We start from the raw sequence: 19,944 nt of genomic DNA on the forward strand, positions 1-19,944 counted from the left end.
TGGTTCGCCTTTTTTATATGGGCAGCTAAGCCACTATTCCTTAGCATTCTTTTAGAACTTGAGCAGTATCTAGTTCACGTATGAGTAGTGACTGCTGTGCGAGCTATGGGAACTGTGTGAACGGTGTGAGCTATGGCTAGAGTGAGAACGGTGGCTGTAATGTGCCGCTAGGAGGTTCTCACCTTCAGTTGGAGCTAGGTTGATCACGCGAGCTTGGCCTTCTACTTGCAGAGTAGATAGGATAGAACTGGCGTCACTGATTGGTGCACTTGCTGGAGCTGCTACTGCACTGAAAGATAGTGTAGCTGCTAGAACGCCGGTAACTAGAGTTTTGATTTTACGAATAGGTGATTTATCACCACTTTTCTTCAGAGATGGTAGTTTCATTATGCCTCCACTGGCACGATATTAATTGTATCGGTTAACAAGAATTTTTCGTTTGTTGATGAGAAGAAACCGGAACATTCCGACTTCATACTGCACAATTCACAAGATGGGTGGTAAGCAGTTTTGAAGTCACTAATGCTTTGACGACAATGATTCCAAATTGATGGTTCGACAAGGCAAAACGGCAAGTTAAAGACAGACACGTTCATACCAAACAGAGTGAGCATCCCAACCGCACGGGATAACTTTGCTTTGTACTTAACCGGATCGATCCACAAATCTTTGTAATTCATCTTCGCAAAACCCATGTTCTCCATCCCCATTAGGGCCACGTGATTCACGAATGGTAAGTTGCGATGAATAAACTCAACTAATAGGTCCAACTCTTCTACAGTATGTTTGTGAAGAACGACGCGCAATTCTACTTCGATGCCTTGCCGCTTACACTCATAAATACCATTGATAGTTTGCTCAAATGCGCCTTTGGCCTGAACTATGTAATCGTGGATATCTGAAGTTGCACCGAACAGCGGGATACCTACAAACAATTTCTTAGTCGTAGCGCCCAGCTCTTTCGTGTAGTCGCGGTAAGCAAAGAAACGGCCATTTGATAGCAGTTGGATAACTGTTTCGGGAAATTTCTCTGATGCTTTGTTAATCACCTCAATCAAGCCTTCGCGAATCATCGTCGGTTCACCGCCAGTTATCCCAAGTGATTCTGGTGCATCGCATTCACGAATCAGAGATATAATCTCTAACAAGTAATCAGTACAGTGCTCAATTGAGACTGGCTTAGGTGGTTGCGGACACATAACACAATAGTTATTACACGCGTCCGTTACGAACAGCGCATTATTGCCCGACTCTGGGTTAAACATCACGCGGATTTTACCACTTGGTGCGATCTGTAGTACTGACCCTTCTACTAAGTAATCGTAATCAATCTTGACCACTGGTAAGCTTACTTCGCCTACTGGTTGTTTGGTAACAATAAGGGAAGCCTTCTCCAACATCGTTTGATCTAGCTCACCACCTTTGTAGTAGTACAGTACGTTTTTGCCCTGATACTCGTCAGACCATGAGCATACAGCTAAACCTAGTTGTTCGCCCTGAATACCAGTAGTCTCCGACTTCAGCGCTACTTTGAACTTTTCCACAATTAACCTCGCATCCAACGCAACATGATTGCTTTTGTTTCTGCATCACCATTCAGCCACAAGTTAATAATGTGCTGGATGATAGCTTTGTTACGGTAGCAATATGAATCAGTTGGACGGTGGCCAACCACATCACCTTGAGTCTGCAGGCGACGAACCGGCTCCGAACCACAAAACGGTGCGTATGCACAATCGCTACAAGCCGGCAATGCTTCGTTCAAAGCTGCTGACGCGATTAGTTGCATTGGCTCACCAAAGAACAACTGCTCATAGGTATCTGTCAAGACATTGCCTAAGCAGAAAGTATCATCGCCAGTTTCGGCCATCATGCGGGATTCATCGCTTGGGTAAACCTTACCGTTGTAGTTGTACAGCGTTACGTTGAAGCCGGTTCCTGTTGGGCTCTGCAGATCAACAAATCCAATGCTCCAAGGTGTCATAAGCTTGCGCAGAATTAGACCAGCGAAACACTCTTCAAAAGGAATGCCTTTCTTATTTATTTCAATGATGTAATCCAACATTTTCTTGTAGAACTGTAGGAATTCATCTGTTGTGTAGCCGATCTTACGCGCAGCTTTCTCCGCGAAACCGTACGGGTTAAGTTCACGGATAAAGACTTGGTGTAAACCTTGGCGAACGTACTCGTCAATAATCTCTTTCGGGTAATTGAGTGATTCTTTGGTTGTCGTCATAAGTGCAGACAAGCGAAGTTCACCATACATCTCACGAACCATATCAAAGCTACGGGTCACTTTTTCGTAGCTATTTCCGCCAGACGTAGGACGGTTCAGATTGTGTAGCGCAGCATGACCATCAAGGGAAGTAGATATTTCTACGTTATGCTCTTTGAAGAATTCAAGGTCTTCGCGAGTAACGTTCGTAAGATTCGTACAGATAACAAATACGATTTCTTTACCTACGTGCTCATTTTTGTCTTTCGCACGTAGTACCGCTTTCTTAACCTGGTTCAAAGCTAGTAGAGATTCACCGCCTTGGAATTCCATAGTGACGGACATAGATGGGCTCTGTAGCATGATATCGATAGAGCGTTCGAGAACCTCATCGCTCATGTCGTAGCAACCTTTGTCCGCATTTTCTGTCTTACGGCTAACCTGGCAGTAAGAACAGCTATGGTTACAACGTAATGTCATACAGAAGATGTGAAGTTTGCTGAAACCGACAATAAAGTCTTTCTTGGTCTTTAGCTTAGATGCCAAGATTTCCATACCTAACGTTATGTCACCGCTGTAAATGAAGTGCTTCGATTTCAGTTCGCGGTAAAGCTTTGATGTTGGGACCAGTTGGTTGTTAACCAATGCTTGTACCGCTTCGTTGCTTAGGAGCATCCATTCACCAAAGTCATTACTGATAAGGTGCTCTTTTTCCGAGAAGCGTGATAGCTTGAAAGGCATCAAGCGGTAACTTTCCGCATCGGTGAATTCGGATAATGGTAAGAACTTAGCCATGATCGATACTTAACTTTTTAATAGCCGTAGCTTGTAGAACGTAGTTAAGAAAAGAACCAATTACTTGTTGCTTCTCTTCAGGACCGTATTCTTGGTTCACTTGAAAATCAAGAGATACAGTACCTTGGTTTTTCTGCACATCAACCTTAGTGTGCTCTTTAAATGCTTTGCGTGCGTCGCTGATAGCTGACATGTCGCAAGTTGTCAAAGATAGTGTGAAACTCATAACTAACCTTTCTGAGCCAAGATGTTTAACGGATCATCTTTGTACTTGTCATTAACGCCAGGTACTTGAGTTATTTTGTTCTCGATGCCCTTAGCTGCTTCAGCAAACGCAGCGGATACGATAGCTTCACGAATAGCTCCAGTTTCTTTGAGAACGATCTGGCGAACTGCTTGGTCACACACTTCATTCATGAAGCGACCGCACGTGGCAACCACATCATCTGCAGATGGATTACGGTTCTCAGAAAAAGCGATGTTCACTTCATAGTTCTCACTGTTTTCACCAATATATACGTAGAATTCGCCGGTGAAGTCGTACGCTACTTTTAGCAATGCTTCAACTGGGTACGCGGTTTTGGAAAAAGTAACTTGACCAGCTACACCCAGCTCATTGTGAAGAGTTGTAATATTCATTAATAAAGTCTTACATGTTAAGAATCGGTCGGATTATGTACCCAGTACAGGTGTACAATTAATAAGAGAACTGCTGGCATAACCGCCTAGAAAGAAAAGAGGCTTATTACCCCTTACAGCGCGATTACAATTTAGAGTTCACTTTTGAGCTAACTCCACCTTAGGTTCCTTTGTCATCCAACCTATAAAAAAGCCAACCGTAAATATTAACGCGAAAACTATCATTAACACCCTAATATTAAATTGATTGATATAAAACGATGCTACTATGCTCCCTTTTGTTGTGGGTCATATTTAACCGTAGAGACTAATCACCTCAATTTGCAACCGTTAGTGTTAAAATCCCCACTTCGCACCCATGTAAATTTAATGCATTGATTTTTATAAAAAAATCAAACAATAAATCAAGGCGTGATTTTGCTCCTGAGCCACACTCCTAAGGGTTAGTCATTAGCCCTATTGCGTTAAATAACCAAGCGAGCTATCAAAAGCAGCCATCACAGCTCATCAGACGATGCTTAGTAGCGACTTGCGGCTCTTGAGCAAGGTTGCATTGAAAGTTGGTAACGATTTGAGAACGATTTACTAGGTAAACATCAACTCGTCCGTTGGAAATAAGAGACGTACAATGACGCCCATTTTTTCGTACTTTGAGAATAGTGGGACAAGGATAGCTCACTAGGATAAGTCCCACTAATGAGTTTGCTCAATAGTATGCCACAAGATTCCGCACAACATACAGATAAAGAACTCAGCTTTCAAAAGCAATATTTAATTGATTGCATAAAAATTTCTATTCAGCTCTTGATAAATGTTTGCTTGACGTCATTTCAATAACTCCCCCCAAATTTGCTCTGTTATTAGAACCTAACGCGCGGTAAGTAGATTCCTAGTCTCGCCTAGGCTCGCTGGAATGACTCAGCAGAAACGCCGAGTGTAATGGTTCGGCTTGTGCATCTAAATTTGAGTAATCCACTAACCACCAAGCTTCAAGCTCGAAAAAGGCGAGCCACATGGTTCGCCTTCTTAGTACTATATGAGTTAACTGACTGGGGCTGTGACTTTTAGAGTGTTAAAACCATGCCAATCAAGGGCAACTTGTTCCTACCTCCCCTAATCATTAGTCAGGTTATTGCTCTTCACCACCGCTACGTAGTTCTCAATCACTGGGTGATCGAACTGTTCCGATTCGTACATTACCCAGCGTTGGGCTACGGTTAGGTCAGTAAACGAACCATCCTTAAAATCACCGCGCCATCGAACATCAAACTCAGCGGCATATTTACCTTCGCCAACAAGGTAAGAGACATCAATACTCTCGATATCGTGGTCGTCAGACAGCAATAAGTCATGTATCCAATTATGTGATTCCATAAATTCATTTTAAGCGAGGCTTTAGTTTGAAGACGAACTTCGCAGCCCACACTACAGTTGTATCAGCCGTCGAGCCAAAGACGTTGATGTGAGTTTTAAAGCGAAAATGGGCTTGGTATGCCTAAAACTTGCCGTATTGGGTGAGTATCAATTTAAATAAGACTGCTCAGTTTCGACAACGAATTACGCAGCAAAGCCAACCATGAAAGTAATGGACATATTATTTACATTATTTTTTAAAGTGCGCCTAAATATACGATTTAGCATGACTTAATTTGAAAACTGGGGCAGCCCTAGGCTAGCACTTGAGATCATTAGGACATAGTATCGCCTACGCGGGGGGATGAGTTGACCTATGTACGAGATTGGCAAGCGAATGGTCAAAATACTGGTTTTCCTTATGAGTGCCACAATATTATTGCTCTCAACAGGTTGTAACGCAGATATGTTTAATTTCTTCAAATCAAAAAAGTTTCAATACACACTTAACTCAGAGATCACTGGCAGATTATACTTAGACGGGAAAGCGTTTACTAGCGAGGTAGTTTATCTACACACGGCTTTTTCTAACAACCGTTATATCACCGAGACAATGACGTCAGAAAAGGGTTATTTTCATTTCGAACCCACATACCACTATCAGACGTTTAAAGAACCTGCCCTTCATGAGTCCTCTAGCTACATTGGCATTTACATTTTTGTAGATGGCAAAAAACACTACTTACTAGAAGCTCGATTTTCTGATGTGAAACCCTATGAATTTATTTCAGATAATCTTCTTGATTTAAGTTGTGTGATTAATTCGGACGAATATCATTATTTTTTTAAAAATAAATTTGTTGAGAATGGTCTCGATCTTGAAATTATTAGTAGGTGCGATTTGAAAGGATTTTCTGAAAAAACATTACTAAACAAGGACACGTAATAGTTGATATTAAATAGATTTAATGACCAATTTCTCTTCCAAAAACCGTACTATGCCTCCTTCAAAGCTGACGATGCGGGTTTGATTCCCACTGTACGCTTAGGGAGATTCCTAGGCTCGTGAAATGCCCCTCCTGTAGCGCCGAATGTGGTGATTCAGTTTTTGAGTCAGTATCAGAGTTACCCCATGAACACCAAATCCTAAGATCAAAAAAGGCGAACCCACTGGCTCGCCTTTTTTGAAAGTAAGAATTTGTTAGCTCGCTTTCGATACAGCGTGCTGTTCTACCATAAACGCGATGACTTCTTCGTTTAAGCAAGATTTGCTGATGTATTGGCGTTGTTTACCAATATGAAGGATAAAGCCCAAATCGGTTTGTTCGAGTTGGTCGATTTCTTTCCAAGCGAGGCTGCGATCGATTTTACCGCTTTTGTAGCGCACGCCATCCGCGTTAACTTCAAACACCACTTTGTTGCCACGGCTTGAACTAATGGTTTGACGCCACAGCCACCACGTTCGCTTGCAGTACACACTGAACGCTTCAATCACACTCAATACGATAAAGAACCAACCCACATAACCGTTAGGTAGCAGTTCAAACTCCAATAAAACCACACCAAAAATAAGAAACAAGATCCCTTTCAGGTATGCGTGTGGGAACTTAACTGGCTGGCTAGTTTGGTCATAACACTCAGCAAAGAATGGTTTGTCGAGTGTGTATTCTGTGGTGAATTCGAAATCTTTAGACATGTATGGTTACTTTAAGGTTTCTGTGAATGAGTCTACTTGGTTGCTCTCTCGCAACGCGTGCATTGTAGCGCTTCTCTTGGTTTATCTTTAGTCCTTTTGATTCTGTTTTGTAAATCAATAATAACGAAACATTCGAAGACCCTAGTGCACTTGCCAAGATCAAGCAAAGCGAACCATTTGGCTCGCCCCGTTAATTAATGGTCTATGTTAATCAATGACCTATGCGACTTCTTGAGTTTTCTACTTTAGAGGGTCGTTATCTGGCAAAGCACTGTGTATCCACACTGCCAGTCTGTGTTTGATGCTTGCGCCGTCTAGCTTGCTTTCCGGCAGTGGCGTTATCTGTTTTGCATCGACCAAGAATAAATAAATCGCTTTTACTCTTAGAGGTTGTGGTGACTGAGGAAGGTCAAAACCTTGTAGCTTCGCCATCTTCCCGCCAATCTCTAGTGCCTTCTTAACCAGTTTGTCTTCATTCTGAAGCTTGGAGCTTTTTGACATTGATAGATTCCTCTTCTTCGCTTCCAGTAAGAATACATTAAGTGTCACGTATGGCGTGTTAGTAAGCTCGCATATTAGTAAGATTCCCTAACATTGCCACGCAACTGATTAAACAACGACCAGGCATGCTGATATTGGCGACACAGCAATGTAGGTAGGTCACTTCACCACATTGCTTCTGGTTTCAAAATGCCCCCTCTTTTTATGGCCTCTGAGCCTTTTCATTGGCTTTTTCTTTGAATCAATCTCAAACAAATAAATTTAAATGATAATTATTATCACATTTATGCTTACTTTATAAAATCCTACTGATAAGCTCAGCTTTGCTTCTCGATACTGAAATTGAGGACGCTTACATCGGTCGAGTTTAACCTCTATTCCGATTGAAAAATTAATAAAAACCATAAATAACAGGCTATTAACTATGAACATTAAAAGAAGCTTCGCCGGTCTGGCAATTTTCGCTGCATTTAACGCTACGGCTTACGAACACTATTCTGTGTTTGAAGATTACATTGACCAAGGTCTGGTCACTGCAAACCAATCTCGCTTAACACAAATAGCAAAGTCTAACCAAGGGCAGCTGACTGTAGCTGGCGCGTACTCATACGATCAGCTAGGACGAGTAACACAGCGCGACTACGCAGACAGTACATTTGACTACGCCTATAACGATGCAGGCTTTTTGGAATCTGCACGTGCGCTAATGAAGCACGGCTCAATCAACAGTTACGTTAGACACACCAAAGAAAACTTCATCTCTCAATACAGCTATAACGAACTCGGTCAAGTTGATGTTGAGAATAAGCAAGTCTTTCAGGATGAGGCTGCCGATCTTAACGGTACACCTATCGCGACATATCGAATTCAATATACGTATGGTGCTGATGGCAAACTTCTTCAACGCCGCCAAGTACCGCAGTCTGGCGACGATATGTCTGTTCGCGAATTTCATTACTCCTACCATGAAAATGGTAAGTTAAGAAAAATCCGTGAGGTTAAGCTCTCGACACCAAAGGAAAAGAGTACCCTCTTGCTGCAATACTACCCGAATGGCGAAATCAAAAAAGCAACTCAGAAGTTGTTCGGCAAAGGCACCAAAACCTTTGAAATGGAGTATGTGGATGATGGTTCATTGGTTTATGGTGTTTACTATGTGGATCCAGTGAAAGAGTGGAAGGTAGACTTAGATTTCTTTGGTCTTGCCTTCCATCCAATCAAATCAATGAAACAAACCGCTGGCGATGCAGTCAGCACATACCGCTATCAATACCAGAACAGCGACGGTGATACTCTGCCAGATGTGGCACTGCTAGAGGTCACACTGCCAAACTTTAGCCAAACTATTCAGTACAATATGACAAATAGATAACGCTAAACCCTTCTCAAAGATACCCTCGTATAAGACTATCAAGGAAGACCGCGCTTCTGGTCTTCCTTGTTTGAAATCAATTGATGAGGCAGATAAGTTAACTTTGGAGAGAAGGGAGTTATAAATCCTCTCGATGTATTTTTTCGTCATATCCTCGAAGGCGGCATATTCCAAAAACCGAGTGCTCGCGACCGTTTGGTACAACTCGGTTTTTAAAGTGATATTCATAAGAAGAGTCATCTAGATCGCACTCTAGATTCTCCAAATTATCAATAACATAATCATGGGTATCCAAGCCAGTATGTGAAGACCACATTAAAATTTGACTGTTGTTTATATTTGCAGTGATCTGAATTCCAATTAAATTTGTGTTGATTGACAGCGGCTTAAACCATTGACGGTGAATGATTGGCTCAAAATGAAACCTACCGTCTTTGTCTGTCATAGTAGTTCTTTCATAATACTGACTAAAACCCGCAAGCAGGGTCACTTCGATATTGTCAATTGGCTCCCCGTATTTTAAAACAGTACCTGATATAGGAGGGCTAACTACTAGCTTATAGGGTTTAAAATAACTAAACACGTCACTATAACTCATAATAAAAAACAAAAAATGCAACTGTTATTGTGCGTTTGCACCATGAGAACCAATTCTCTCACCAAGCATTATTTTTCCGTCACGAAGGATAATGGTCGTAGCGCCAACTCTTACTTCTTTATTCACATTACATCCTTCAAAAGCGCTACTTTTTCACTCTACCTCAGTGTAGTTTTGGTAAACGACTACACCTCAACGCCGTTAGTTCTTTGCTCTGGCTTCGACCACTTGATGATAGCGCGTAGGTTCATAGAGAAGAAGATGATATTGGCGATTATCATTGCCACGCTGCCTGTGAGATACCCGACTGCAACCCAACTGGTGTTTCCACACATCATTAAGATGAAACCAATTTTGTTCTTGTTTCCGATTTGCCAAATGGCAAGAAACGTAAGTACCATCGCAACCCAGTCGATCCCATAGTACTGAAAGTATTCCATTATCCTCTCCATGGATGTAACACTTTAAAGCGGTGAGCAAGCGCCTTAATGAAGCTTTAACACACCACTTTAATGATAAAAACAACACAGCGTAAATGCCGCGCGTAGTGAATCTTTTTTGAATACTTGATGATTACTAAAACCAAAAGCTACCAAGTTTTATCGAGATCTCGAGCATACAAAGAAATGGCTCGCTGATACTCTCTAATTGCATCGCTGTTGGTGGTGGACACTAAGAGTTCGAGTAACAATGATGTGGCTTCTTTATGTCGACCCACATTGTAAAGGCACATTGCATAAAAAGGCTGAACTTCGATCGCATTAGGGTATTCATCCAACGTTTGTTCAAAATAGCTTAATGCCTCTGAATACTCGCCAAGGCTTCGGTAGGTACTCGCTAAGCCGAACAACGCATCAAATCTTTCTACCGAAGAGAGTCTTCCTGAAAGTGCAGACAAGTAATGACCGATTGCTTCTTGCTCTTTGCCTTCATTGTCGTACGACCAAGCGATTTGTAAGTGCGCTTTTGCGGCAAAATGTTCATCGTCTAGTAGTGTTGTAAGTAACGCTCTCGACGCTTGATACTTAGCTTCTTTTCGCAGCTCAATTGCTTGTTTGATGATCGTTTCCATAATTTCCCTCGAAGCTAAAAGCGCTCGTTTAAAGAGCGCGCAATCGCAATGTCTTTGTTGGAATGAATCAAGAATAGTAAATAACCTAACTCACACAGTCTACCCATCATAACCTTTCTTTTTGTATCCGTTTCGTTGATACTCTTGCCCCTTATCGTTCAGTTGGAAAACTTTCATGCCCCAAGCTAACTCTGTTGTCGTACTCGACTTTGAAACCACTGGTCTCTCTCCGAATATGGGTGACCGCGCCATTGAAATCGGTGCAGTAAAATTAGTCGACGGTGAGGTTGTCGATAGTTTTCAGCAACTGATGAACCCAGGCTTTAGAGTCAGTTCTTTCATCGAGGGTTACACTGGCATTACCAATAACATGTTACGCACCGCACCAAGCTGCGATGAAGTGATGGCATCATTCAGCGAGTTCATTGCCGGTGAAAACCTTATCGCCCACAACGCATCTTTTGATAAGCGCTTCCTCGATGCGGAGCTTGAACGAATCAACTGTGGTTACTCAGGCGAGTTTGCATGCTCATTGCTAGTGGCAAGACGTTTAATTCAAGATGCTCCTTCTCATAAACTCGGAGAACTAGTTCGCTTCAAAAACATCGATAATGACGGCGTTTTTCACCGAGCGTTAGCCGATGCACAGATGACAGCAAAACTCTGGATTGAAATGGTCGAGGGCTTGGAGCAATCCGGCATTCACAATCCAAGCTTTAAGTTTATGCAAACTGTAAGTAAAACAGCGAAAGGGAAAGTCGATCTGCTACTCGCGAAAAACCGTGCTTAGATCTCGCGACTATGATGTTTGTTCTCAAGCATCATAGTAAAGGTAAATAATCTATGGTTGTTTATGATTAGAAATACCTAATCGTTAAGAGTCACGCTCGTTTTTCATCATAAAACCTTGATACAGAGCTTCGAGCTTAGCATTCAGCTCCTCATCATTTTTTGCAGATACAGTACCTATCAAAGTCGCGCCGCTTGCCGTACCTATTGTTACATCAAAGTTTTCATTATCCGTACTTTCGACAAAGACATAGTTGTCGTTCTCTCTGTCGTAGAAAGAAGCAAAATTATCGTCAATAGATGTATTAAATTTCATAAATCAACCCGTCAAAACCGTAATGATTGTGACTCTTTTTTAAGGTCGGTAATACAGGTATATGTTAATTCTCAGTCTCATTCCACAATCAGATGCAATCAACATATCTATTAGTTTCTACATAAGGGTTCTAAGGGGTTAAATACGTAACCTACTCGGCATCCCAGTCATCAACTTTTTGGACTATGATGTCGACAACACTAGCAAACTCTCTACCTTTTGGGGTTAAACCATAATTCACAGTCACAGGGATAGTGTCTTCTTGTTTTCGCCAAACAAACCCATATTCGCACAGTAACTTCAAGCGTTCGGTGAGCACCTTGCTTGAAACCAGCGCCAATTGCTTGCGAATTTGACCGAATCGCATCTCTTCTTGTTGCCCGAGCAACCAAACGATGTGAGCGGTCCACTTAGTCGATATCAATGTTAAGTATTTATCCACGCTGCAATAGCCAACAGGCTGTACTTGATGATTTACTTTTGACGACATCGCCCTTCCCTAATCCGTTTTTTACCGCCAGTGTAATCAAACACTACACCTCAGACCATTAGTTACCTGAGAGTAACTAGTTACTTTTGGGAAGCTAATTTTAATTCGTAACTAACCGTTCTATCTTGAATTGGCAATTAGGCAAAGGGACGAAAGCTGCCTGAGCCAATAATTAGAGGATTACGTTATGCGATATATTTTTCTGTTTATTTCTTTTGTCTCACTTGGTTTACATGCGGAGACGCTCTATCCGAAGCCACAAACACCATCAGAGTTACACGCATTATTTGGTCAATACTTTGCGGATAAAGATTTGGAGGGATTAGGAACACTTTTCCATCAAGATGCGGTATTTATTTTGGATAAAGAAGGCAATCAAGCCAAAGGGCAAGAAGCGATCAAACGCGTATTGGAAGGTTTTATGAAAGGCGATGTCACCATGCATACAAAGCGCGTTTCCATCCACATTAATGATGACATTGCCATGGTGCGTTCAGATTGGGAAATAATGAACACTTCGCAAGGTGCAACTCAGACAAAAAACGCGATACAAGGAACGGCATTAGAAGTCATGCATTATGTAGATGGAGGTTGGGTTTATGTTATCGATAATCCCAATGGCTTTTGAGGTCAATATTCGGCGTCGACAACATGCTGCATGAACTTCGCTTCTGCTTTTGAGTAACATTGTTCCCCCACATAGATTTCGCTTTGTAGTAGAAACATTCCTCGTTTGCTCTTTACGCAATGCGCCTCAACGCGAATGATGGCATTAAGGGGAACCGGTTTGATAAAGCGAACCTCGAGCTTTGCTGTCATCGCACATATCTCTTGAGCAAAAAGGCAGTGGGTCATAGCCGTGTCATGCAAAGCGCAGATTGCTCCGCCTTGCATGACACCTTGATATCCCTGAACTTTCTCTGTTGGTACGATTTCGCACTGCACGCCGCCATTCGGCATCTGGGAAAACTGAACAGTATCGTTGGCGTTGAAAAATGGCTGGCAACACACTGCACACTGCTGGTGGTTTTTGGGGTTGTGGTGTGACATAAAATCCTTCTGTATCTGAGACGTCTCTGAACTTAAGCTGCTTTAATAAGAGCGTTCACGAATCATGCATCTAACTCAACATTCAAAGGTGAGAGGCGCTTATTCATTGGTAATGGGATATGAACTGTAGCCCTCATTATTAGCATATGCCAATAACAAATAGTGAGAAATTAGGTTCCATGAGACTGTGTTCTTTTTAACTAATGAACCATGACTCGAATCAGACGCGCCACTGGTCACGTCTCAAAAAGTCGCTTACTATGCCAAGTACCTATAAAGCTTTGTGAGCTACTCATGAGCAGTAAAAATAATAAAAACCTTGGCATTCTTCTTAAACTCAACACCTTTATTTCGCCTTATAAATGGCGTGTCGCTGCTGCCCTAGTCGCACTTGTTGCGACAGCAAGCCTAACGTTGTCCGTCGGTTATGGCGTACGTATCTTGATTGACCAAGGCTTTGCTCAGCAATCATTACAAGAGCTAACCAACGCGATTCAGTTTATTGTTGCCGTCACTTTATGTATTGCCGTTGGAACGTTCTTCCGCTTCTACCTGGTTTCTTCGGTTGGAGAACGCGTCAGCGCAGATATTCGCCTTACGGTGTTTAATCATGTGATTACCCTGCATCCGAGCTATTTTGAGACCAACAGCAGCGGCGACATTATGTCTCGCCTCACGACTGATACGACTCTACTTCAGAGCATTATTGGTTCGTCGTTTTCCATGGCGATGCGCAGTGCATTGATGTGCTTTGGTGCGATCATTATGTTGTTCGCTACTAACGTTAAGCTCACTTTGATAGTTTTGGCGTCTGTGCCTTTTGTCTTGGTGCCGATATTAGTTTATGGTCGGCGCGTTCGTGCTTTATCGCGTCAAAGCCAAGACACAATGGCGGATGTGGGCAGCTACGCTGGCGAAGCGATAGAACACATAAAAACGGTGCAAAGCTTTAGCTCAGAGCAGCATGAACGCGCAGCGTTTGCTGTCGAAGTAGAAAAAGCCTACGAGGTTGGCAGACAACGCGTCAAACAGCGCGCAATCTTGATCTCCGGCGTTATTGTGATTGTTTTCAGCGCTATTGCAGGCATGCTTTGGGTAGGTGGCAGTGACGTTATTCATGGCAAGATGTCGGCTGGTGATTTAGCTGCGTTTGTGTTCTATGCCATCATGGTTGCATCCTCTACTGCCACTATTTCTGAAGTGATGGGAGAATTGCAACGAGCCGCTGGTGCAACCGAACGATTGATTGAGATCCTGCAAGTTGAGAGTGATATCAGTGCACCAAGCCATCACCTTACTATTACCGACCGCATGCCTGCTGAAGTCACGTTTGACTCAGTGAACTTCAACTACCCTTCTCGCCCCGATCAGCCAGCTATTAAAGGATTAAATCTCAAAGCAGAACAAGGGAAAGTGTTAGCCTTGGTTGGTCCTTCTGGTGCCGGTAAAACAACGCTGTTTGAGCTGCTACAACGATTTTACGACCCGCAGCAAGGACATGTATTGTTTGGAAGTGAAGATATTCGACAGTTCGATCCTAACGATCTTCGCCGCCAAATGGCATTAGTCCCACAGCAACCCGCATTGTTTAGCCATGATGTATTCCACAATATTCGCTACGGTAATCCGGAAGCCACAGACGAACAAGTGATTGAAGCAGCAAAGAAAGCCCATGCTCATGAATTTATCGAAAAGCTACCTGACGGCTATCATAGTTTTTTAGGTGAGCGTGGCGTAAGGCTATCTGGCGGTCAAAAACAGCGAATTGCCATTGCTCGCGCAATTCTAAAAGATCCGAAAATTCTGCTGCTTGATGAAGCCACCAGCGCACTGGACAGTGAAAGTGAACATCATGTTCAACAAGCGCTTGAAGCCTTGATGAAAGACCGCACTACGTTGATCATCGCACACCGCTTATCGACAATTCAGCACGCAGATAAAATTGCAGTACTCGACGGTGGCGAAGTGATTGATATCGGTAATCATCAATCACTGATGCAAAGCTGTGAACTGTATCAACGATTGGTCGCGTTGCAGTTTAAACATCTAGAATAGCGACGGCGTTTAACGCTAGCGATGTTAACGAAACAAAGAAACTATACCAAGTGACTTCAAGATGCAGGATTCAGAGCGTTGTCATTGATTCGAGAGCAAGGAAAACAACGCAGTGTAATAGCCAGCTCTTTCCAAGTTGTTTGACGCAGCAATCGGGTCAATGACACGCTCCCAAAGGGCGAGCTGCCTTGGCTTGTATACTTTGTTGCCGATTCTTGATTTAGACCCACTAAACCTTTAAATCGCCGCCGCGTCTACAAACCAAGTCAGTCTCGCTGAACCTAGCATCTCGAGGTTACTTGGGTATAAATATGAAAAAGCGCACCACGACGATATGTTAAGGTGCGCTTATTTGTTTGCCCAGCAGCTAATATGAGTCAGTCATAGACCTCCGGCTCTACCGCAGAACGTTTTTCTTGAAGTTCCAATATCAATAGCGTTAACGCATAAAGAACTTTTGCAATGCTTTGATCGCCATGCCACGACGTTCCAGCAACATGCCTACACGAGGTAGCCACGTTGGTGTACTCAGGATGGTTTTGGCGTGACTAAAGGTTCTAAACCCTTCCTCGCCATGGTAGTGACCGATACCAGATTCACCAATACCACCAAATGGTGCGTCTTCCGCGCCAACGTGCAAAATCGTGTCGTTCACTCCGACCCCGCCACTGTGAGTGTTACGGGTAATTCGCTCAATAATGCTCTTATCTTCTGACATGATGTAGAGCGCAAGTGGGCGTTGATTCTGGTTGATGTAGCTGATGACCTCTTGGATATCACGGTAAGGCTTGATTGGCATAAGAGGACCAAAGATCTCTTCCTGCATAATGGTCATCTCTTCCGAAACATTGGTGACTAAGTGCGGATATAATCGTCGACCTTTTGTTCTCGTTTCAGGCACGGTATGTAACTCCGCGCCCTTGGCTTTGGCATCTTCCAATACCGCCTTTAATCGGTCGTACTGACGCTGATTGATGATATGAGTAAAACCTTGTTCTTCTTGACCTTTGAGGTACAGCGCTTCAAAGCGTTGTAAGAAGAGTGCGACGAACTCGTTAACCCTTCCCTCTGGTACAAAGGCATAATCTGGCGCAACACAAATTTGTCCGGCATTGATGCATTTACCGAACAAAATCGCATCAACTGCTTTGTTCAAGTTAGCATCGTCTGCCACGATAACTGGAGACTTACCACCGAGCTCCAAGGTAATTGGGGTTAAATTCTCCGCGGCAGCACGAGCAACCGCGCGACCAACATTAGTAGAGCCAGTAAACAGCAAGTGATCGAACGGTAATTTGCTGAACGCTTGAGCCACTTCGGCTTCGCCCTCAACCACCTCCACATCTTCAGGCAACGCTCGACAAATCTCAGAAATCACCTTGTTGGTCATAGGAGTGAATTCACTCAGTTTCATCATAACTCGGTTGCCTGCCGCAAGCGCAGTTACTAATGGCGAGAGACTCAGAATTACAGGGAAGTTCCAAGGAGAAATGATACCCACTACACCAACAGGTTGATATTCAACGGTGACTTTAGACGGGGCAAGTAACAAACCAGAATGACGGCGACTTGGCTTACACCATTTATTAAGGCGTTTTAAGGTGTAAGTGATTTGAGCAACCGTCGGCAATACATCCGTCATTGCCGTATCAAATTCAGAGCGGTAACCAAAGTCCTCACTTAAGGCTTCCACCAGCGCTTGCTGGTTATTCAAAATAGTCTTCTTAAGAAGGTTAAGCTTCTGTTTTCTTACCTCTAAGATCGGATAAGGTTCGGCATTGTATGCAGCTTTGAGCTTATCCAATTTTTGTTGCAGCAGTTGACCAACTTCGACGTCGACGATCGCATTCATGATTTTCTCCTTGTGCACCCAATCTAGGGCAATGTCGCACTTATGTATGATTTAAAGTTAACATAAGGGCAACATCCTGACTATTAACGCAATAAGGAAGTTAGAGTTCAAACTCAGATTTGTTTCGGTTAAAGCGCAAGTTTCATCTTGTAGTAAGAGACGTCAGATTTGTAGAAGCGTTCGCCTTCAACGTTCATCCCAAATTTTTCGTAAAAAGCCAGTGCGGATTCTCTCGCATCGCACCAGAAATATTCAACAGGTGAGAACTTAAGACTTTCTAACACATATCTAATCATGGATGAACCAATACCCAACCCTTGATACTCAGGCAAGATAGCAAACTTGCGCAATCGAGCTTGATTGTCATCTCGGTATATCGACGCCACCCCCACCAATACGCTGTCGACGAATGCGCCAAAATGCTCCGCTTCCTCGTCGCCCTCTACTTTGCAATGTTCGATGGGTTTATTTGCCCAAAGTACTTGATGGCGAATTGGCATCGCATCTTGCCAAGTGATTTTATCTATACTGATGTTCATGCGTTACGACTCTCTCAAATGCAATTCATAAATGCCCAAACGCTGACTGGCGTCGAGCATCTCAAAATCATGATCAATGTATTCCTTTAGCGTCGCACCAGCGCGCTCTGCAATTTTGATGCTTGGTATGTTGTCTTCCATGCAATGAAATTGGATCGCTTTGGCATTGCCTCTTTCTCGAATCAGTGGCACCAAACTCATCAAGACCAAATCAATTATTTGATGACCCCGACCTTTCTCCGCCAACCAATATCCAATCTCGGTTGCTTTGCTTTGTGTTTCGATGCCTTTGATACCAAGCACACCGACAAACTCTTGATTTAGGTTTATCGCAAACCAATAAGCATCGAGAGCATTGGAATTAATCCGTTGAGAAATATACGCCACCGCTTCTCTACGGTTAGTGACCCAGTCTGTCCAAGGTAGATATTGAGATAAACTCTCCCGACTCTCATTAACCACAGAGAGCAAGGTAGAAGCATGTTTAGTCAGCAAAGGCTCAATGGAAATACGCTCAGTAATTTGTAGTGCCTGATGTTGTTCATAGCCTTGGTACATAGTGATTCCGTAGTTAACTTTGCTTGATCAAAGTGAATGGCGTCAGTTCGCTTTCAACATAGTGTTTCCATACATGCTCGTACAGGTGATGTTGATTGGCAAATGGTACGAGCTGTTTTGCCTCTTCTAACGTGCACCAACGGTAGTCGGTGTGTTCATGATTAAGCGTTACTGTTTGATTTGGTTTGCAGAATAATACAAAACAAGGAATAACCATGATTCGATTCTTGTGCGCTTCATAAAACTGTTCGAGAAAATCTGCAGTATGAAGCTCTACATCTTCAATCTGTGTTTCTTCCTTAAGCTCTCGTACGATCGTTTGCCAGCCAGTTTCCCCCTCTTCGACACCACCAGCGACATGACACCAGTAACCGCCTTTTACTCGTTCTAGTAATAGCATTTTCTTTATGCCGTCGAATTCAGAAATCACCACACCGGACACATGCGTTGCTTGAATAGGAATCATCCACTTTTCCTTTAGAAATTGTTGTTTTTTACTCTGAGCAAGACAGTCTACCTCGGTTCAAAAAGAAACGCGGGCTTTATCCCAGCGCACTGATCTTTTTGTGAGTTTAGTGTGCTAAAGTGCGATCTCCCCCAATAAACGAGCAGTAAGATGCCTAACTCACTCAACTCAATGATTCCCATTGGCGTGCGCTTTATGGTGCTGTCCGCGTTTGGTTTTGCACTGATGTCTGCCACGGTCAAGCACGTTAGCTTACACGGCATTCCCGTATTTGAAATCGTAGCCGCTAGGGCGCTGGTTTCGTTAGTGATCAGCTATCTCGATGTAAAACGTAAAGGTATATCCGTTTGGGGTAATAATAAGCCCTTGCTCTTTGCTCGCGGTGCCGTTGGAACCATGGCTCTGATGTGCGTGTACTATTCCGTTACGACTTTGCCCTTGGCTGAAGCGACCATTTTCCAGTATATCCACCCTGTATTTACTGCCTTACTCGCCGTTTTCTTCCTTAAAGAACGTATCCAGTTCTCGACGTTTATTTGTATCGCCCTTTGTTTACTTGGGGTCTACGTCATGGTGCGACCAGAAACTGGTCCAGACGCCGAACATGCCTTACCAATGTTCAGTGTGATGATTGCTATCTTAGGCGCATTTGGCAGCTCTATTGCGTATGTAATCGTACGTAAGCTAAGCCAGACAGAAGACAGCTCTGTCATCATCTTTTATTTCCCATTAGTGGCGCTGCCTGCATCGATTCTTTTGATTGGCGATCAATTCGTCATGCCGGATTTGTATCTAACAATGATGCTTGTTTTGGTTGGTGTGTTTACTCAGATAGGACAACTGGGGTTAACGAAGGCAATGCAAACACAAGAAGCTGGTAAAGCATCGGCTTACTCATATGTACAGATCATTTTTTCTGTTGTGTTAGGTATCGTCTTCTTTGGAGAACTGCCTGCGGCATGGACATATCTGGGGGGAGCTCTCATCGTGACTGGCGCTTTGATTAATGTCTTTGGACAGCACCTAAAACTGCCATTTATGAAGCGATAATAAGCTCTTTATAAAGGAATCCCTTGGTTTCAAACAACAAAAGCCAGAGCAAGACTCTGGCTTTTCTTTTGACAGCTCAACTAAATTAAGCTGCGAACTTTAAGCCAGCAATACCGGCAACAATGAGCAGCAAGCTGATGAGCTTGATTAACGTGACTGGTTCATTAAATAAATAGATGCTGGCAATCGCAGTTCCTATAGCCCCTATTCCGACCCAAACACCGTAGGCAATGCCTAGAGGTAATGTTCTAAGTGCAATACCAAGTAACCAAAAGCTTAACACCATAAACCCGACCGTAAAGGCAGACGGCGCAAGCTTACTAAAGCCTTCCGAGTATTTAAGACCGACCGCCCATGCCACTTCGCATAGCCCCGCGAGAAATAGAATTGCCCAAGCCATTGAGAGATTCCAAATGATTGGGGTCGTCCCCGATAGTGATAAGAGCGGTGAGGTCGTCCTCACTTCTTGTGAGCGCGCATTATAACCAAAAGACGAAATACAAAAAACACAGAAAATAAAAGGCTCTGAACGGTGCCA

General features: G+C 43.2%; 25 protein-coding genes and 2 pseudogenes. 7 read left to right on the plus strand and 20 right to left on the minus strand.

The window, feature by feature from the left end:
• Nucleotides 1-69: 69 nt before the first annotated feature.
• The 6 genes from QMY49_RS24800 to QMY49_RS24825 form a co-directional block, all read right to left on the minus strand.
• Nucleotides 70-387, minus strand: a complete 318-nt coding sequence (locus tag QMY49_RS24800; protein ID WP_192875312.1) for a hypothetical protein — start codon at nt 385-387, stop codon at nt 70-72.
• Complete coding sequence (hxsC, locus tag QMY49_RS24805; RefSeq protein WP_053053174.1) at nt 387-1,544, minus strand: His-Xaa-Ser system radical SAM maturase HxsC; 1,158 nt, start codon at nt 1,542-1,544, stop codon at nt 387-389. The genes QMY49_RS24800 and hxsC overlap by 1 nt, the downstream gene beginning before the upstream one ends.
• Before the next feature lie 2 nt (nt 1,545-1,546).
• Entirely contained in the window at nt 1,547-3,010 is a 1,464-nt protein-coding gene (gene hxsB / locus QMY49_RS24810) for a His-Xaa-Ser system radical SAM maturase HxsB (RefSeq protein ID WP_101960291.1), read from the minus strand.
• Nucleotides 3,003-3,236 (minus strand): hypothetical protein, encoded by a 234-nt coding sequence (locus QMY49_RS24815; protein WP_025523441.1) that lies wholly within the window; start codon nt 3,234-3,236, stop codon nt 3,003-3,005. The genes hxsB and QMY49_RS24815 overlap by 8 nt, the downstream gene beginning before the upstream one ends.
• Nucleotides 3,237-3,238: 2 nt before the next feature.
• A complete protein-coding gene (gene hxsD, locus QMY49_RS24820; RefSeq protein ID WP_053053169.1) occupies nt 3,239-3,649 on the minus strand; it encodes a His-Xaa-Ser system protein HxsD in 411 nt (136 codons plus the stop codon).
• Between the two features lie 1,113 nt (nt 3,650-4,762).
• Entirely contained in the window at nt 4,763-5,023 is a 261-nt protein-coding gene (locus QMY49_RS24825) for a hypothetical protein (RefSeq protein WP_283315054.1), read from the minus strand.
• Between the two features lie 37 nt (nt 5,024-5,060).
• Here QMY49_RS24825 and QMY49_RS27335 point away from each other — a divergent pair.
• A pseudogene (locus QMY49_RS27335) lies at nt 5,061-5,180 on the plus strand (IS5/IS1182 family transposase); the annotation flags it as partial.
• Nucleotides 5,181-5,378: 198 nt separating this feature from the next.
• The gene (locus tag QMY49_RS24830; protein ID WP_283315056.1) at nt 5,379-5,948 is read left to right on the plus strand and encodes a DUF6795 domain-containing protein; all 570 of its coding nucleotides are present in this window, start codon (nt 5,379-5,381) and stop codon (nt 5,946-5,948) included.
• 255 nt (nt 5,949-6,203) lie between these two features.
• Here QMY49_RS24830 and QMY49_RS24835 read toward each other — a convergent pair whose 3' ends face one another.
• Nucleotides 6,204-6,698, minus strand: a complete 495-nt coding sequence (locus QMY49_RS24835; RefSeq protein ID WP_283315058.1) for a YcxB family protein — start codon at nt 6,696-6,698, stop codon at nt 6,204-6,206.
• Between the two features lie 240 nt (nt 6,699-6,938).
• Complete coding sequence (locus QMY49_RS24840) at nt 6,939-7,199, minus strand: DUF5062 family protein (protein WP_025557554.1); 261 nt, start codon at nt 7,197-7,199, stop codon at nt 6,939-6,941.
• Nucleotides 7,200-7,623: 424 nt separating this feature from the next.
• On the opposite strand from QMY49_RS24840, the gene QMY49_RS24845 reads away from it, so the two are divergent.
• On the plus strand, nt 7,624-8,571 hold the full coding sequence (locus QMY49_RS24845; RefSeq protein ID WP_283315060.1) for a hypothetical protein: 948 nt from the start codon (nt 7,624-7,626) through the stop codon (nt 8,569-8,571).
• 118 nt (nt 8,572-8,689) lie between these two features.
• Here QMY49_RS24845 and QMY49_RS24850 read toward each other — a convergent pair whose 3' ends face one another.
• The 4 genes and pseudogenes from QMY49_RS24850 to QMY49_RS24865 form a co-directional block, all read right to left on the minus strand.
• On the minus strand, nt 8,690-9,169 hold the full coding sequence (locus tag QMY49_RS24850; RefSeq protein ID WP_283315062.1) for a DUF6795 domain-containing protein: 480 nt from the start codon (nt 9,167-9,169) through the stop codon (nt 8,690-8,692).
• Nucleotides 9,170-9,202: 33 nt separating this feature from the next.
• A pseudogene (locus tag QMY49_RS24855) lies at nt 9,203-9,295 on the minus strand (ADP-ribose pyrophosphatase); the annotation flags it as partial.
• A 59-nt stretch (nt 9,296-9,354) separates the two neighbouring features.
• Nucleotides 9,355-9,609 carry a nicotinamide mononucleotide transporter gene (locus tag QMY49_RS24860; RefSeq protein ID WP_005451639.1) on the minus strand — a complete coding sequence of 85 codons (255 nt, stop codon included), beginning with the start codon at nt 9,607-9,609 and terminating at the stop codon, nt 9,355-9,357.
• A gap of 149 nt (nt 9,610-9,758) precedes the next feature.
• Complete coding sequence (locus QMY49_RS24865; RefSeq protein WP_274879647.1) at nt 9,759-10,241, minus strand: tetratricopeptide repeat protein; 483 nt, start codon at nt 10,239-10,241, stop codon at nt 9,759-9,761.
• A 175-nt stretch (nt 10,242-10,416) separates the two neighbouring features.
• Between QMY49_RS24865 and QMY49_RS24870 the strand changes: the two genes are divergently transcribed.
• The gene (locus QMY49_RS24870) at nt 10,417-11,031 is read left to right on the plus strand and encodes a 3'-5' exonuclease (protein ID WP_009696754.1); all 615 of its coding nucleotides are present in this window, start codon (nt 10,417-10,419) and stop codon (nt 11,029-11,031) included.
• 84 nt (nt 11,032-11,115) lie between these two features.
• Here the strand turns inward: QMY49_RS24870 and QMY49_RS24875 are convergent, their stop codons facing one another.
• A complete protein-coding gene (locus QMY49_RS24875; RefSeq protein WP_038898888.1) occupies nt 11,116-11,346 on the minus strand; it encodes a hypothetical protein in 231 nt (76 codons plus the stop codon).
• 151 nt (nt 11,347-11,497) lie between these two features.
• The gene (locus tag QMY49_RS24880) at nt 11,498-11,836 is read right to left on the minus strand and encodes a winged helix-turn-helix transcriptional regulator (protein WP_005451632.1); all 339 of its coding nucleotides are present in this window, start codon (nt 11,834-11,836) and stop codon (nt 11,498-11,500) included.
• Between the two features lie 187 nt (nt 11,837-12,023).
• Between QMY49_RS24880 and QMY49_RS24885 the strand changes: the two genes are divergently transcribed.
• Nucleotides 12,024-12,464 (plus strand): YybH family protein, encoded by a 441-nt coding sequence (locus tag QMY49_RS24885; RefSeq protein ID WP_009696756.1) that lies wholly within the window; start codon nt 12,024-12,026, stop codon nt 12,462-12,464.
• Nucleotides 12,465-12,466: 2 nt separating this feature from the next.
• Here QMY49_RS24885 and QMY49_RS24890 read toward each other — a convergent pair whose 3' ends face one another.
• Nucleotides 12,467-12,886: a PaaI family thioesterase gene (locus tag QMY49_RS24890; protein WP_029789393.1), complete on the minus strand. Its 420-nt coding sequence runs from the start codon at nt 12,884-12,886 to the stop codon at nt 12,467-12,469.
• Nucleotides 12,887-13,180: 294 nt separating this feature from the next.
• Here QMY49_RS24890 and QMY49_RS24895 point away from each other — a divergent pair, with 294 nt between their 5' ends.
• Complete coding sequence (locus tag QMY49_RS24895; RefSeq protein ID WP_283315073.1) at nt 13,181-14,941, plus strand: ABC transporter ATP-binding protein/permease; 1,761 nt, start codon at nt 13,181-13,183, stop codon at nt 14,939-14,941.
• Nucleotides 14,942-15,380: 439 nt separating this feature from the next.
• Here QMY49_RS24895 and QMY49_RS24900 read toward each other — a convergent pair whose 3' ends face one another.
• The 4 genes from QMY49_RS24900 to QMY49_RS24915 all read right to left on the minus strand — a co-directional run bounded on the left by QMY49_RS24900 (nt 15,381) and on the right by QMY49_RS24915 (nt 18,356).
• Complete coding sequence (locus QMY49_RS24900; RefSeq protein WP_283315074.1) at nt 15,381-16,793, minus strand: coniferyl aldehyde dehydrogenase; 1,413 nt, start codon at nt 16,791-16,793, stop codon at nt 15,381-15,383.
• A gap of 128 nt (nt 16,794-16,921) precedes the next feature.
• Nucleotides 16,922-17,332, minus strand: a complete 411-nt coding sequence (locus QMY49_RS24905; protein WP_005451623.1) for a GNAT family N-acetyltransferase — start codon at nt 17,330-17,332, stop codon at nt 16,922-16,924.
• Between the two features lie 3 nt (nt 17,333-17,335).
• On the minus strand, nt 17,336-17,890 hold the full coding sequence (locus QMY49_RS24910) for a GNAT family N-acetyltransferase (protein ID WP_239924711.1): 555 nt from the start codon (nt 17,888-17,890) through the stop codon (nt 17,336-17,338).
• Nucleotides 17,891-17,903: 13 nt separating this feature from the next.
• Nucleotides 17,904-18,356, minus strand: a complete 453-nt coding sequence (locus tag QMY49_RS24915; RefSeq protein ID WP_005451621.1) for an NUDIX hydrolase — start codon at nt 18,354-18,356, stop codon at nt 17,904-17,906.
• Between the two features lie 150 nt (nt 18,357-18,506).
• Here QMY49_RS24915 and QMY49_RS24920 point away from each other — a divergent pair, with 150 nt between their 5' ends.
• Nucleotides 18,507-19,406, plus strand: coding sequence for a DMT family transporter (locus tag QMY49_RS24920; RefSeq protein ID WP_005451620.1), 900 nt, complete (start codon nt 18,507-18,509; stop codon nt 19,404-19,406).
• 85 nt (nt 19,407-19,491) lie between these two features.
• On the opposite strand, the gene QMY49_RS24925 is transcribed toward QMY49_RS24920, so the two are convergent.
• Complete coding sequence (locus tag QMY49_RS24925) at nt 19,492-19,806, minus strand: DMT family transporter (protein WP_283315080.1); 315 nt, start codon at nt 19,804-19,806, stop codon at nt 19,492-19,494.
• Between the last annotated feature and the right edge of the window lie 138 nt (nt 19,807-19,944).

The sequence above is a fragment of the Vibrio harveyi genome, from assembly GCF_030060435.1.
Lineage (GTDB): Bacteria > Pseudomonadota > Gammaproteobacteria > Enterobacterales > Vibrionaceae > Vibrio > Vibrio harveyi.

Excerpts from the sequence above, each read along its gene's own strand:
- QMY49_RS24875 (WP_038898888.1), bottom strand. The coding sequence starts at position 11,346 with ATGAAATTTAATACATCTATTGACGATAATTTTGCTTCTTTCTACGAC.
- hxsB (WP_101960291.1), bottom strand. The coding sequence starts at position 3,010 with ATGGCTAAGTTCTTACCATTATCCGAATTCACCGATGCGGAAAGTTAC.
- QMY49_RS24890 (WP_029789393.1), bottom strand. The coding sequence starts at position 12,886 with ATGTCACACCACAACCCCAAAAACCACCAGCAGTGTGCAGTGTGTTGC.
- QMY49_RS24800 (WP_192875312.1), bottom strand. The coding sequence starts at position 387 with ATGAAACTACCATCTCTGAAGAAAAGTGGTGATAAATCACCTATTCGT.
- QMY49_RS24825 (WP_283315054.1), bottom strand. The coding sequence starts at position 5,023 with ATGGAATCACATAATTGGATACATGACTTATTGCTGTCTGACGACCAC.
- QMY49_RS24925 (WP_283315080.1), bottom strand. The coding sequence starts at position 19,806 with ATGGCTTGGGCAATTCTATTTCTCGCGGGGCTATGCGAAGTGGCATGG.
- QMY49_RS24880 (WP_005451632.1), bottom strand. The coding sequence starts at position 11,836 with ATGTCGTCAAAAGTAAATCATCAAGTACAGCCTGTTGGCTATTGCAGC.
- QMY49_RS24850 (WP_283315062.1), bottom strand. The coding sequence starts at position 9,169 with ATGAGTTATAGTGACGTGTTTAGTTATTTTAAACCCTATAAGCTAGTA.
- QMY49_RS24900 (WP_283315074.1), bottom strand. The coding sequence starts at position 16,793 with ATGAATGCGATCGTCGACGTCGAAGTTGGTCAACTGCTGCAACAAAAA.
- QMY49_RS24870 (WP_009696754.1), top strand. The coding sequence starts at position 10,417 with ATGCCCCAAGCTAACTCTGTTGTCGTACTCGACTTTGAAACCACTGGT.
- QMY49_RS24915 (WP_005451621.1), bottom strand. The coding sequence starts at position 18,356 with ATGATTCCTATTCAAGCAACGCATGTGTCCGGTGTGGTGATTTCTGAA.
- QMY49_RS24860 (WP_005451639.1), bottom strand. The coding sequence starts at position 9,609 with ATGGAATACTTTCAGTACTATGGGATCGACTGGGTTGCGATGGTACTT.
- QMY49_RS24815 (WP_025523441.1), bottom strand. The coding sequence starts at position 3,236 with ATGAGTTTCACACTATCTTTGACAACTTGCGACATGTCAGCTATCAGC.
- QMY49_RS24865 (WP_274879647.1), bottom strand. The coding sequence starts at position 10,241 with ATGGAAACGATCATCAAACAAGCAATTGAGCTGCGAAAAGAAGCTAAG.
- QMY49_RS24845 (WP_283315060.1), top strand. The coding sequence starts at position 7,624 with ATGAACATTAAAAGAAGCTTCGCCGGTCTGGCAATTTTCGCTGCATTT.
- QMY49_RS24885 (WP_009696756.1), top strand. The coding sequence starts at position 12,024 with ATGCGATATATTTTTCTGTTTATTTCTTTTGTCTCACTTGGTTTACAT.
- QMY49_RS24905 (WP_005451623.1), bottom strand. The coding sequence starts at position 17,332 with ATGAACATCAGTATAGATAAAATCACTTGGCAAGATGCGATGCCAATT.
- QMY49_RS24920 (WP_005451620.1), top strand. The coding sequence starts at position 18,507 with ATGCCTAACTCACTCAACTCAATGATTCCCATTGGCGTGCGCTTTATG.
- QMY49_RS24830 (WP_283315056.1), top strand. The coding sequence starts at position 5,379 with ATGTACGAGATTGGCAAGCGAATGGTCAAAATACTGGTTTTCCTTATG.
- QMY49_RS24895 (WP_283315073.1), top strand. The coding sequence starts at position 13,181 with ATGAGCAGTAAAAATAATAAAAACCTTGGCATTCTTCTTAAACTCAAC.
- QMY49_RS24835 (WP_283315058.1), bottom strand. The coding sequence starts at position 6,698 with ATGTCTAAAGATTTCGAATTCACCACAGAATACACACTCGACAAACCA.
- hxsD (WP_053053169.1), bottom strand. The coding sequence starts at position 3,649 with ATGAATATTACAACTCTTCACAATGAGCTGGGTGTAGCTGGTCAAGTT.
- QMY49_RS24910 (WP_239924711.1), bottom strand. The coding sequence starts at position 17,890 with ATGTACCAAGGCTATGAACAACATCAGGCACTACAAATTACTGAGCGT.
- QMY49_RS24840 (WP_025557554.1), bottom strand. The coding sequence starts at position 7,199 with ATGTCAAAAAGCTCCAAGCTTCAGAATGAAGACAAACTGGTTAAGAAG.